This is a genomic window from Chryseosolibacter histidinae (assembly GCF_018598225.1).
GTDB lineage: Bacteria > Bacteroidota > Bacteroidia > Cytophagales > Cyclobacteriaceae > Chryseosolibacter > Chryseosolibacter histidini.
On record NZ_JAHESF010000006.1, the window covers coordinates 214,736 to 227,875 of the forward strand.

The 13,140-nt window shown below is 51.0% G+C and carries 12 protein-coding genes; 1 reads left to right on the top strand and 11 read right to left on the bottom strand.

Annotated elements, in window-relative coordinates; all coding sequences use genetic code 11:
* Window positions 1–51 precede the first annotated feature (51 nt).
* The 11 genes from KK083_RS08430 to KK083_RS08480 form a co-directional block, all read right to left on the bottom strand.
* Window positions 52–1,233: a trans-sulfuration enzyme family protein gene (locus KK083_RS08430; RefSeq protein WP_254162432.1), complete on the bottom strand. Its 1,182-nt coding sequence runs from the start codon at window positions 1,231–1,233 to the stop codon at window positions 52–54.
* A gap of 6 nt (window positions 1,234–1,239) precedes the next feature.
* Window positions 1,240–1,662, bottom strand: coding sequence for an OsmC family protein (locus tag KK083_RS08435; protein ID WP_262899474.1), 423 nt, complete (start codon window positions 1,660–1,662; stop codon window positions 1,240–1,242).
* Window positions 1,631–3,040 (bottom strand): high affinity choline transporter 1, encoded by a 1,410-nt coding sequence (locus KK083_RS08440; protein ID WP_254162435.1) that lies wholly within the window; start codon window positions 3,038–3,040, stop codon window positions 1,631–1,633. The genes KK083_RS08435 and KK083_RS08440 overlap by 32 nt, the downstream gene beginning before the upstream one ends.
* Window positions 3,041–3,105: 65 nt before the next feature.
* Window positions 3,106–3,990: a DUF5777 family beta-barrel protein gene (locus tag KK083_RS08445; RefSeq protein ID WP_254162437.1), complete on the bottom strand. Its 885-nt coding sequence runs from the start codon at window positions 3,988–3,990 to the stop codon at window positions 3,106–3,108.
* Window positions 3,987–4,526 carry a YceI family protein gene (locus tag KK083_RS08450; protein WP_254162440.1) on the bottom strand — a complete coding sequence of 180 codons (540 nt, stop codon included), beginning with the start codon at window positions 4,524–4,526 and terminating at the stop codon, window positions 3,987–3,989. The genes KK083_RS08445 and KK083_RS08450 overlap by 4 nt, the downstream gene beginning before the upstream one ends.
* Before the next feature lie 7 nt (window positions 4,527–4,533).
* Entirely contained in the window at window positions 4,534–5,070 is a 537-nt protein-coding gene (locus KK083_RS08455; protein WP_254162442.1) for a YceI family protein, read from the bottom strand.
* A 4-nt stretch (window positions 5,071–5,074) separates the two neighbouring features.
* Window positions 5,075–5,398: a hypothetical protein gene (locus KK083_RS08460; protein WP_254162444.1), complete on the bottom strand. Its 324-nt coding sequence runs from the start codon at window positions 5,396–5,398 to the stop codon at window positions 5,075–5,077.
* 655 nt (window positions 5,399–6,053) lie between these two features.
* On the bottom strand, window positions 6,054–9,218 hold the full coding sequence (locus KK083_RS08465) for a HEAT repeat domain-containing protein (protein WP_254162445.1): 3,165 nt from the start codon (window positions 9,216–9,218) through the stop codon (window positions 6,054–6,056).
* A 316-nt stretch (window positions 9,219–9,534) separates the two neighbouring features.
* Entirely contained in the window at window positions 9,535–10,161 is a 627-nt protein-coding gene (locus tag KK083_RS08470; protein ID WP_254162446.1) for an OmpH/Skp family outer membrane protein, read from the bottom strand.
* 108 nt (window positions 10,162–10,269) lie between these two features.
* Window positions 10,270–10,824 (bottom strand): hypothetical protein, encoded by a 555-nt coding sequence (locus KK083_RS08475; RefSeq protein ID WP_254162447.1) that lies wholly within the window; start codon window positions 10,822–10,824, stop codon window positions 10,270–10,272.
* A 135-nt stretch (window positions 10,825–10,959) separates the two neighbouring features.
* The gene (locus KK083_RS08480) at window positions 10,960–11,472 is read right to left on the bottom strand and encodes a gamma carbonic anhydrase family protein (RefSeq protein ID WP_254162448.1); all 513 of its coding nucleotides are present in this window, start codon (window positions 11,470–11,472) and stop codon (window positions 10,960–10,962) included.
* 211 nt (window positions 11,473–11,683) lie between these two features.
* Between KK083_RS08480 and miaB the strand changes: the two genes are divergently transcribed.
* Window positions 11,684–13,138, top strand: a complete 1,455-nt coding sequence (gene miaB / locus KK083_RS08485; RefSeq protein WP_254162449.1) for a tRNA (N6-isopentenyl adenosine(37)-C2)-methylthiotransferase MiaB — start codon at window positions 11,684–11,686, stop codon at window positions 13,136–13,138.
* Window positions 13,139–13,140: the final 2 nt, after the last annotated feature.

Below are 13,140 nucleotides of genomic sequence, written 5' to 3' on the forward strand. Positions count from 1 at the left end.
ACGGCAGCTCGATCTGCATTCATCGTATTTCGTACTTCGTATCTCTTCAGATTACTTTCCTGAAACTTCTATCGCCTGCTGCACATCGGCAATGATGTCTTCAATGTGCTCGAGCCCTACAGCAATGCGGATCAATCCTGGCGTAATACCTACCGCGCCACGCTCGGCATCGGTAAGCTTCGAATGCGTGGTTGACGCCGGGTGAATGGCGATGGTCCTTGTATCTCCAAGGTTCGGGGTATGCGAGATCATCTTCAGCGCATTCAGGAATTTACGTCCCTGGTCGAGTCCTCCTTTTATTTCAAAGGTCACAAGCCCGCCTCCTGCGCTCATCTGCTTTTTCGCCAGCGCATGCTGCGGATGTGAGGGCAGGTAGGGATATTTAACCTTCAGCACATCTTTATGCTTTTCGAGGTACTGAGCCAACGCCAGCGCATTCTGGCAGTGACGATCCATACGCACCGCCAGCGTCTCCAGGCTTTTCGACAGAATCCATGCATTAAAGGGCGACATCGAAGGCCCTGTGTGCCGCGCAAAAAAACGGATCTCCTTGATCAGCTCTTTTGTGCCGAGGATCGCTCCCCCGATCACGCGGCCCTGGCCATCCATGAACTTGGTGGCGGAATGGGTCACAATATGAGCTCCCCATTTGGCGGGGTTCTGAATATATGGCGTTGCAAAGCAGTTGTCTACATTCAGGATGAGGTTGTGCTTCTTCGCCAGCTTGCCCAGCCACTCCAGGTCTATGATGTCAAGCGCGGGGTTGGAAGGGGTCTCCACAAAGATCATCCGGGTATTCGGCTGGATCTTGGCTTCCCACGTTTCCGGCTCATTCACATCGGCATAAGTATGCGTAATGCCTACCTTGGGGAAGATGGTATTCAAAATCTGGTGCGTGGATCCGAACACGGAACGGCAGGCCAGCACATGATCGCCACTCTTCAAAAGCGCCGCCATGCTGGCATACATCGCCGCCATGCCCGATGCGGTAGCGATACCATCTTCGGTACCCTCCATCGTACAGAGCTTCTCGATCAGCTCGTTGGTATTGGGATTGGAGTAACGGCTGTAGATGTTGCCGGTGATCTCATCGGCAAACATGGCCCTCGCCTGCTCTGCATCGTCAAATACAAAGCTCGAGGTGAGGTAAACGGGAACAGCGTGCTCGCGGAATGAAGAACGTTCGTGCTGCTGGCGGATGGCATCCGTCTCAAAGTGTTTTTTCTTGCTCATCGGGAATCAGGGGGCAACAATCTCAAAACTATAGGTAACCTTGGCGGTTTTCTCCAGGGTCTTGGCTACTGAACAATATTTATCTACGGCAAGGCTCACCGCTTTATCGGCCTTGTCTTTGTCAAGGTTGCCGAAAAGTTTATAGTGGGCGTGAACTTCGGTGAAGAGCGATGGGATGGCTCCCTGCTCCCGCTCGCCGGTCACGGTAACCTTGATATCTTTCAGGTCCTGCTTCTGTTTCTTTAAAATATTCACCACGTCAATGGCGCTGCATCCGCCCATGGCAGCCAGCAGCATTTGCATGGGACGCATTCCCTGGTTGGTACCTCCGATGTCGGGCGATGCATCGATGTGCACACTGTTACCATTCTCATTGGCAGCCTCGAAGTGGAAGGCGTCATTCAATCGTTTTAACTCTATCTTGATCATGTTTTTCGTTCTTCGGCCATAAGAGACTTCCTCCCACAACACTCAGCACGCTTACCACCGTTGCCGGGATCAGACTGGGCCAGGAGGTCTCGCAAAATTCAAAGATAATCCAAGTAAGCATACCAAGCACCATCCCCGCCAACGCTCCTCCCCGGCTTGTACGCTTCCAGTAGAGTCCAAACGTTAAAGGAGCAAATAAGGATACAAGGCTCAGGATAGAAGACTCTCCCACCAGCTCATAGATGTTAGACCGCATGCACGCCATGACGGTGGCCAGCACACTGAAGATAAGTACGGATAAACGCGTGAGGATCAGCAACTGCCTGTCTGAATAGCGGTGCCTGGCCAGGGGCTTCACCACGTTCTCTGAAAAGATCGCGGCCGGCGCCAGAATAGCCGAGCTCGTGGTGCTCATGATGGCCGACAGCAGCGAGCCGAAGAACATGATCTGCACCGGCAATGTGGTGTGCATCAGCACCATGCTGGGAAGCGCGAGCTGCGTATCGCCGTTGATCTGGTCCGGATACAGGTGCCTGGTGCAAAGACTGATGAAAAGCGGAAGCATGGCAATGGTCATGTAAAGGGCTGCAGCCAGGTAACACGAGCGGACTGCCGTGTGCACCGAGTTGGAAGACATGGACCGCTGGAACACATCCTGCGAGGGAATAGAGCCAAGCCCCAGCACGCACCAGGCCGCCACATACGCAGCGATCTCTTTGACCTCGAAGGCCGGCAGGAATCGGAAGCTCTCCCTGGGCATCTCCGAGATAACCGTGCTCACACCGCCAGCCTTCACGGCGAGGATGACCGCCACGATCAGCAGCCCTGCAATGATGATGATGGTCTGTATAAAATCGGTAATGGTGATGGCCCACATACCACCAATGTACGTGTAAACAGTCACCACCACGGCGCTGATCACCACTCCCTCCCACACCGCGATGCCCGTGACCACGTTCAGGATCAGTCCCATGGCCACCAACTGCGCGGCGATATAACCAATGTAGGGAGGCGCGAGGAAAATGCTGGCCACAAGCTCCGTGGTCTTGCCATATTTCACTTTGAAAAAATCGCCAAGGGTGAGCAGGTTCATGTTGTACAGCCTGCGAACGTAGAACATGCCGAACAATACCAGGCAGAACGAAGCACCGAAAGGGTCTTCGATCACGGCATACAATCCACCCTTGAGGAACTCGGAAGAAGCCCCGAAGACGGTTTCGGAGCCGAACCAGGTGGCGAACATAGCCGAAGAACTTAGCAATAGCGGAAGGCTTCTGCCCGCCAGCATGTAGTCATCAGAGGTCTTTACTCTCCGGGATGCCCATACGCCCACCAGGATGGTCAGTACCAGGTAAGCAATGATGGAGAGTAATAACAATTCGGCTTTACTTTAATGAAAGGGTTAAAGTAAAAACAACAGCGCTATTAATTCAAGCGGGCCGTTTATTTTTTCTGGCCGAACTGGAAGGTACGGGTCACGTTGAAGCCAAAGTGGATGTCACCGTCGGCAAAGTCTCCGTCCGTTTGCGTGATGAAGGCGCGTTCTGTGAGGCCCCGCGTGTTGGTGAACACGAGCTGAAATACGTGGCCACCGGTCTCGATGTCGACACCAATGCCGAACGTGTTGTTGTAAGGACTGTTTTCAGGAACGTCGAGGCGGTAGTAATATTCCGAGGTGAATGCCACACTCTTTGTCACCTTGATCCTGCCACCTACTCCCAGGGCGAGCTGGTCATTCTTCTCGATGAGTTGGGTTACAGCATTGCGGTGAACAAGTGTTGGCATGAGCTGCAGTGAAAGGCCTGGTGTGATCTTGCGGGCGATAAGTAGCTGCCCTACGTATGACAGGCGGTCAATATTTTCGAAGCCGTCGGGTGCAGCATTCTTCTTGGGCGAGAACTGGTAAGCAGCGCCGCCGAGCAATACCATGGTAAATGGCATGTTACGCGAGCCCTTGCTCTGCCGCATCACTTTGTATTTGAAGTAGCCGTCCGAGGTCTTGTCAACCGAGTTGCGGCCTATGCTTACACTGAGGTTGTCTGTGATGCCGTAATCGAGGCCGTAACGCACATAGGCCTGGTCAAGCCCGAACATCTCATATGCCCCTCCGTTGATCGGACCGAACCTGTGCGCAAAAATGAACTCGAGTGTGCTCTTGGGTTTTGTTTCCACCGTATGCCCGTTCACCAGGCGGGTACCTTTGAAGGTCTGAAACGCGTAGTCAGTGTCTGACTGTTGGCTTTGTTCCAGTTCTTTCATGAGATCATCCTGCGCAGCAACAGATAATGCAAACATCAATACAGACAAAGACAGTACAAGTTTTTTCATATTGGTTTATACGTAAATTCTACTCTAACCTCGATCTCTTCAGCGATATTCTGCCACACCAGCTGGGGAATGGTGATACTGTAGTCCACCAGCTTCACCATGAACTTCGACTTCACCACCGCTTTACCTCCTGTAAATTCTATGGTGCCGGGGATCTCCACATCTTTGGTTACGCCGTGGATGCTGAGCTTGCCCACCGCCTTTACTTTCTGCTCACCCGGATTGCCCGCCTTGAAGCCTACAAGCTTTCCCTGAAAAGTGGACTTCGGAAATTTTTCGATCTCCATGTACTTCTCATTGAAGTGCTCACGCATCAGCGACTTGGCAAATTTAAAATCTTTTATCTTGACAATGTAAACAAGGTCTCCGCTGCCGGCATTAAAAAGGCTGCCCACCATGTTGTTCACCGCCTCGATATCTTCGATGGCGGCGTCAGAATAAAAGGAGATCTGACCCTTCTCTGATGAAAACTTCTGAGCATGCAGGCTAACTCCCAGCCCGATGCCTGCAATGATAAGCAGGGTTGTTTTATTCATTAATGGTTTACTGCGGCTTGTATGAAAAGTCAACGGTAACCTCCACCTGTTCCGCGATGTTCTGCCATAACAGCTGCGGAATAGTGATCTTGTAATCTTCCAGCTTCACCATGAATTTCGATTTCATCACCAGCTTGTTATCCTGCTTTTCAATGGTGCCCGGGATCTCCACATCCCGCGTAACGCCATGAATGGTCAGCTTCCCTGCGGCCTTCACCTGCTGAACACCCTTGCCATTGCTGTCAAATCCCGAGATCTTGCCCTGGAAGGTAGACTTGGGGTACTTGTCTGATTCCATATACTTTTCGTTGAAGTGCTCCTGCATCAGCGATTTCTTAAACTGAAACCCGTTGATGGTGATGGAATAAACGATCTCACCGCTCTCGCTGTTAAAAATACTGGAAACCTTCTTGTTCTCAGCCGTGATATCCTCGATGGCAGCATGGGAAAAAAAGGAAACGTTAGCTTTCTCCAGGGAGTACTTCTGCGCTACGGCGCTCACCCCCATCACACCTAGTACCAGTACGAATACGGATCTTATCATTGGGTTAATTGTTTGGCGCTCCCTGGTCTGACCAGCAAGCTATCTTTGCAATCTCATCCGCTGTGAGCGGGCCTGCATCACTGCTCGCAGGAGGCATGATCCTGTTCACAACCCTTCTCTTTACTTCGCCGGTTTGCGCCTCGTCCTGGAAAATGGCAAAAACAGACCAGTTCTTGTCTGCACCATTGTCTCCGTTGTGACATCCGGAGATCGCACACTTCGTGGCCACAATGGCGTGGACATCCGCTGCATAGCTGACCGGCTCATCCGGGCACGTATACGCAGGGAACTCGTGCTTCACACACGACTCCTGGATCAGCATAATCACGAGAAAGGAAAATAAAATCTTTAAAGATGTAGCCTGACGCATAATTTAAAATCGATATACTGTTACAAAGATGTTTAACCAACGATCGGTTTTGAGAAAGGACAAGTAACAGATTATGCGACAATAGTGCAATGGAGGGGCCAAAAATGAAAATCCCCCGAAGTCCTGGACCACGGGGGAAAATCATTGTCTATAGTTGGCTTTAATCTTGAATCAAAGATATAGTAACATGCTTTTTCTGCCATTTCCGAATCGACCATTTGATCATAACGGAGATGAACTGCTTTTTTTGAGGTTAGAAAGACTTTGAACGATCTTATGCGAGACGTTTTAAAATAAAAATCCCCCTGAGTACACGACAAAGGGGGACTTTCATGTCTATAGTTGGCTTTAATCTGATTCAAATTTAGGGGAAATATTGATTGAAGCAACTGTTTGATTTTTTTTTAGCGCTTTTTTTACTTTTCCGGCCCACCATTTATGGTATCACGCGCAACTGAGTCGGTATCCATATAATTCTTTTTGAGCCGTTCCTTGAGCTGAGCCTTTGACCCGGGGAAAGTAGTCCTTCGGCTGATATCGTAGCTCGCATACGCCAGGAGAATGACGAACAGAATACAGGCTCCTATAAAAATTTTCTTCGACAACTTCATGACTAAATGAATTCCAGGATCTTATCGGCAAGCTTCACGTTGTCTGACACCAGCTCGTAGAACTGATCCTTGTTGAGCTTGAGAATAACCACTTCCGATCGGGCAATGAGCAGGTTGGTATTCACAAAATTGGGTAATGGCATCATTTCACCGATGAACTGTCCCTGTGAGAACTGTGTGATGAACTCGCCGCGCTGATAAAAGTCTATCGCTCCCGTTACCAGCACATAGAAGTTGTTGTTCGACTTCTCGTCCAGCAGCAGGGTTTCTTCCGGCCTCACATGAAGCTCGTCGCTGATGTCGGCCAGGTACGAAAGCGCGAGGCCCGGCAGGTTCTCGAAGATGGTGATCTTTTGGAAGAACAGCACCTTTTCAAAAAGTGTCATCTTGCGGCCGTGGATAATGAGGGCGTCGAGCTCGCGCTTCTGCTGCTCTCCCAGGCGCCGCGTATTCTGATGGTATTCGTCCGGACTGATCTGGTACAACGCCCAGGCCGATACTTCCTTGATGAACAGGTCGGGATTGAAGAGCTGCGCGATGAGGTCGAGCTTGAAGTCAGCGATGCGTTGCATGCCGATCTGGAAGATCACGCAGGCTTTGGTCCAGCGGTTGGATTGTGTGAAGTCGCGGTTGATGATGAATTTCAGCACCAGCTTCGAATCGAGCTTCACGCGCGGATAAAAATCTTCGAGACGGTAGATGCGCTCCACATCAGAAAGGTCATCCAGCACCGGTATCACACGCTGCTTGAGCTGATCGGAAAGGAACACGTCGAGCAGCTCGATGGCATAGGTGATACCATCTGCCGTGCCGCTGTCGATATTCTCTTTCACCAGCTGGATCGATCGCGTGTCATACAACATCGCCATCAGCATGTAAATGTGCTCGATATCGCCCTGGATCTCCCAGCGCAACGCCGACTTGATCTGCTCATTGAACCCTTCCGCGCCACCGATCTCCTGGATGGCGCTCAGGTTCCAGCGAATGTCTGCAATATCGGCCTCGATGGCGTACTTGATGCGGGTGATCTGCGAGATGCCTGCTTTGAAACCACATTCACCCAGCGACAACAGCACTTGCGACACCACAACCTTGTTGGGATAATCGATCTTGTTCCAGAGCTGCTCCTTGGCGCGCTGCCCTCCTATGCGGCCCATAGCCTGTACGATCTTCAGCATCACCTGCGTGTTTTGCCCGCTGCGGTAAAAACCGGCATCGAGAGCCTGCAGTGTTTCAGGGCCGATGAGCACCAGCGCATTCATGGCCTGGTTGCTGAATACGGGGCTGCCGAGGTTCTCGATCAGCGCGTTGATCACTTCAGGTGTATACCGTTTGATGGAGGTCTTGATGGCGGTATTCCTGACCTTCGGCTCGGTGTCGTTCAGCAGCTCCATCAGGAAAGAGATGCCCTCCTCCCGTTGGGTGTGCAGCAACAGCTCGGCAGCATAATGCCTGTCGTTCGGGTTCACAGAACGCGTAAGCTTCATGATGCGGCCTTTGGTAATATCACCATCGTTATCGATGATCATCTGGAGGTCTATCTTGCTGAGGATGTTCTTGGCACCGCCCTCCACTTTCGACTCGTCCAGGCGGATCACATACTGGTCAGACACTGACAACCCCTTCAGCTCGTTCATACGTTCCTGGGCATAGTAGCGGGTGGCTTCATCATCGTTCTTCATCAGGTTATTGATCCACGTACCGGTAAGCGCCGCGTTGATCTTCTCCAGCAGCTTGAATGAGAACACCGCCTTGCCGGGAGCCGGTGTCACCAGCATCTGCTCAAGCCTGGTCACCACCTGCTTGAACCCTCGCTCCAGCTTTTCCTGCTCAACGTCAGACGTGGTTTCCAGCTTCTGCCTGATCTTGTTCCGGTAGCCCGAGTAAAGTTTGTTCACCACAATGAAATAGAAGATTGTGAGCACCACGATCAGCAAACAGATGTGGATGAACTCGAAGAACGGAATGAAGGCAAAGCTGAAGATCAGGATACCGGCGATGAACCGCGCACTCTCATTCATCAACCCCTCCACCTTCGACTGAATGTTGAAGCGGTAACGGTTATCAAGCGGGATGAAGAACAGCTTGAAGACGGGGTTCTCCAGTGAATCGCGGAGCGTCCAGTTGAAGAGCCTGTTCAACGCCACAAAAAGGAAAAAATACAGGAAGCCTGTAGGCGAAGCCACCCTGTCGTAACCCATCACAGACCCCAGCACCAGCGCGCCCAGCGCAAACACGCCTACTACCATCGGCAGAATGAAAAGCGAAATGCGCAGGCCATAGTTGGAGATGATCCGGCTGTTGATAAAGGTCTGCATGATGAGGCTGAGCCCGTACACTGCGCCAGTAAAAAATGAGTTGAAGTTGGTGAGCTCGCGCTCGTCAGGGTATTGCTGTTTCACCAGCTCCTGGAATGAGTACTGCGAGAACATCAGCGTGACCATAGACAAAAGCAGGAACAGCCCCAGGGACCGGATATATTTGTCGCCGAATAATTTGTCGATCTGGGTCTCGCTGCGCACCGCGGTCCCGAACTCAAAAGGGTCGTTCTTGGCAATGTTGAATGACGATGCTATCGCGATCAGCAAAATGAATACGATGAAGATACTGATACAGCAAAGCAGCAGGTAGTTGGAAGTATCCTGCACCAGCTGCGATGAGAAGGGAATGATGATCAGCGTGGCCACGATGGCGGCGATGAGCTGCCCGGTATCGATCCAGCCAATGATACGTTTAGACTGCCGGAAGTTGAACAACCTTCCGAAGATGCCCCAGAAGCTCAGCAGCAGCACGGCTGTAATAGGCCCCGTCATACAATACAGGGCAAAGATAAAGGTGTTGTGCAGCGTAGTGCCCCCGAAATGCAGCAGCAGGTAAGCGCCGAGGGTAAAGGCAAAGACCAATATTACACTCACCAGCGAAAGCGTGGTAAATTTGATCCAGTTCTGAAAGAATGAGAACAGGCCCGTGGTCATGATGCCCAGGGCACCGGCAATCAGGAACGCACGGTTGAGCTGATCGCCAAGACGGTTGAGAAACAGCGAGTCTGCCGTTACCTGATAGGTGGCAATGAATACCCCCATGAAAAATCCTGTGGTGAGCATCAAAGCGATCTGCTTTTGCTCCTGCGACCTGATCTGAAGCCGTCCTGCTATTCCTTCTGCCATGCTAACTTCAAAGATAACAGAATCCCCGGGATAGTAGTAGGCAGTAGGCAAACGGCGGTAGGCAAAAAATGCAGCCCACGGTCGACGGGCGACTGTCCACGGCATGTGGAGCAATGCCTAAAGTACGAGGTACGAAATGCGAGGTACATAAATGCAGATCGGGCAGCCGTACTTCGTTCCCGATAGCTATCGGGATCGTACCTCGTACTTAAGAAAAAAGCCCCTTCAGGATGGAAGAGGCTACTATATTATGAATCCAGTCTACGAGGCTCACACTGACCGTCCGTGGACCGTCGACTGTCGACCGTGGACTATTTTATTTCTTCGCAGTGGTGTCGGCTTTCACTTTACCACCGGCCTTCTCCACCTGGTACTCGTCGTTCAGCCCTTTGATCACATCCTGGCTGATGTCAAGACCCGGGCCCCCGAAAAGTACGTCGCTGGCAGGGTCATATTTCAACACTACCTGAAGTCCGCGTTCCTGACCATATTTCTTCAGGAAAGCGGTCACACGGCCATACAATTCCCTGTTTAGCTTGGCTTCTTCTTCCATCAGCGCCTGCGCGAGGCTCTGCTGATACATCTGCAGGTTCTGCTGCTTCTTGCCGAGGTCTTCTTCGGTAGCGCGCACCTGCCCGAGCGTCATGCTGTTCACATTGCGCTGGTATGCCTGGATCTCGCTCTGCAGTCCCATGGCCCTGTTACGGTAATCCTGGTCCATTTTTTTAGTCTTGGCTTCCAGCTGCTCCTTGTTCACTTTCAGGTACTCATAGTACTTCAGCACGGTGTCTGAGTTGATGTAGGCTATTTTAAGATCCACGGAAGTGGTATCGCCTGAACCTGAATAAGATGATGCGCTTTTAGGACCGGAGAAATGCAAGTAAAATAAAACACAGACCGCCACCAGCAGTACGATGTTCAAAACCAGGGACAAATTCTTCATGGATCTTGAAATAGGGGTTCGATTAACTAGGGCGCAAATATGCCTAGTATTTGCCCAACATTCAAAGGTGCAACTAAAGAAAATCGGAAATTGAAAAGAAAAATGTGGCTATTGCGCTACATCCTGGGTCTGGAAAGAGTACAATGTCTCATCCAGGTCAAGGGTATCTTCATTGAAATCCCTGATGAATCTTTCGATCTCGTGTGAGGTGATCTTTTCCACATGCAGCCCGATATCAAGCGCTACACCAAAGTCAGTGTTGGCATCCATGTCCACATGCTCTTTCACTTTCACGGCCTCGTCTTCTTCCAGCTCCATGATCACTTCGGCGATGTATAAACCGATCTCTTCCTGCAGCGGATCCAGCGCGGCGAGGTTGCCGTTCTCATCCTCCTCGTAAGTGATCTTCTTGTATTCCGGAAAGTGTTTGGCTGCCCTGTGCTCGGCGATCTCGAAAAGCTCGCTCTCATGCTGCAATCTCAGCGTGTACATCACGGCATCGTATACAACGTCTTTGCCTTCGTAAACTCCGACAAAATAAAAATGTACGTATTCATCGGTGTTCTCATCTTCCTCATCCATCACATAGCCTCTTCCCGAAGCCTGGATCCTGGCTTTAAAATCATGAATAACCTGGGGATCGAATCCTTTATTCTCGTTCATGCCGAAAGATATTAACGTTGATTAATATAAGTATAAAAAGACCTTTTTTATACTATTTTTTTCTAAAATTCTAAAAGACGAAAGCCGCGATAGATTGGGTGAACGCCCAAAAAATTTATGCCAGCCCGGCTACTACTATTGTTTGAACCATTCGGCATACATGGGGTAGTTCCTGGCGGTGCGCTGGATCACGGCCTTCATTTCTTCTCCGGTATCTTTCACTCTTTTTGCGGGCACACCGGCATATACGCTGCCCGGTTCCACCTTTGTACCCGGCAGGATCACCGCGCCGGCCGCGATCACCGAGTTGCTGCCGATCACAGCATCATCCATAACGATGGCTCCCATACCAATGAGCACATCGTCTTCCACAGTACAACCATGCACAATAGCGTTGTGCGCGATCGATACATTATTGCCGATCACGGTCTTCGCTTTCTGGTAGGTGCAATGGATCACCGCCCCATCCTGGATGTTGGTGTTATTGCCGATGGTGATGGAATGGACATCACCCCTGACCACGGCATTGAACCACACCGTGCAGTTATCGCCCATGGTCACTTCACCCACTACGGTTGCATTGTCGGCCAGAAAACAGTTGTTGCCGAACTTCGGCGCATGCCCCCTCACCTCTTTTATTAAAGCCATATTGTTTTGATTCTAAATCCCCCGCAGGTCTCGCCGGTCCCGATAGCTATCGGGATACGCAGATTCTCATGCATTAGACTTTTCTGCGTTAATCTGCGGAATCTGCGGGAAACAAGCATTTCAGCCCAAATATGCGGAAATTTTAAATCCCCTGACAAGATGTCATTTAGTAAAGACTAAAAATTGTATTTTTGCGTCCTACTGTTAGACCATGGAGAAATTATTTGAGGATATTGGGATACTGGACAACGCCGGGCAGGAGAATTGCGAAACTTTTCAGGTTTCAAAAGAGCAGAACACGGGCAAATCGCGAAAGCTGTACATTGAAAGCTACGGCTGCCAGATGAACTTCTCCGACAGTGAGATCGTTGCCTCTATTCTGCAAAAGGAAGGATTTGACACCACCTCTGATATCAACACAGCCGATGTTGTTTTTCTGAATACCTGTTCCATCCGCGAAAAGGCGGAACAGACGGTACGCAACAGGCTCAGCCATATCAATGGACTTAAAAAGCACAAACCCGAGCTTATGGTGGGCGTTCTTGGCTGTATGGCCGAGCGCCTGAAAGCCAAGCTGCTGGAAGAGGAGAAGATCGTTGACCTGGTGGCAGGACCCGACGCGTACAGAGATTTACCGAAGTTAATTTTACAGGTAGACGAGGGCGAAAAAGCGGTTAATACGTTTCTCTCTCGCGAAGAGACCTACGCAGACATCAGCCCTGTACGGTTGAATTCCAACGGCGTAACAGCCTTCATTTCCATCATGCGCGGCTGCGACAACATGTGCACGTTTTGCGTGGTGCCTTTTACCCGGGGCCGTGAAAGAAGCCGCGACCCGCTCTCCATTGTAGCGGAAGCGCGCGACCTTTTTGAAAAAGGCTATCGCGAAGTTACGCTGCTGGGCCAGAACGTGGACTCCTACAAGTGGAGCGAGCAGGAGAACAACAAAGCGTGGATCGAAAAGAAAGGGGTGCAGGACGTCGTGACCTTTGCAGGATTGCTGGAGAAAGTGGCGCAGGTAAGCCCCGAGCTCCGCATCCGGTTCTCTACATCGCATCCGAAAGACATTACTGATGATGTGCTGCACGTGATGGCCAGGTACGAGAACATTTGCAAATACATTCACCTGCCGGTGCAAAGTGGCAACAGCAGGATCCTCGGGCTCATGAACCGCGGCTACAGCCGTGAGTGGTACCTGGGCAAGGTTCAGCGCATCCGCGAGATCCTGGGAGAAGATTGCGGCCTGTCGTCTGACATGATCGCCGGGTTCTGCTCAGAGACGGAGGAAGAACACCAGGAAACCCTGAGCCTCATGGATGCCGTGCAGTTCGATTTCGCCTATATGTTCTTCTATTCCGAACGCCCGGGCACACTGGCCGAGAAGAAGTTCAAGGACGATGTTTCAGCCGAAGCCAAGAACCGGAGGCTCAGTGAGATCATCGACAAGCAACGAGACCATTCGCTGCAGCGGAACAGGCGCGATGTGGGAAAAACTTTCCGTGTGCTGATCGAAGGATACTCCAGGCGGTCGGATCAGTTTTTACAGGGACGGAACACGGCCAACAAAGTAATTGTTTTCCCTAAAGAAAATTTCACCAGAGGCCAGTATGTGAATGTGTATGTAGAAGATTGCACAGGCGGCACCCTGGTTGGTAAAGCAGTTTAAGA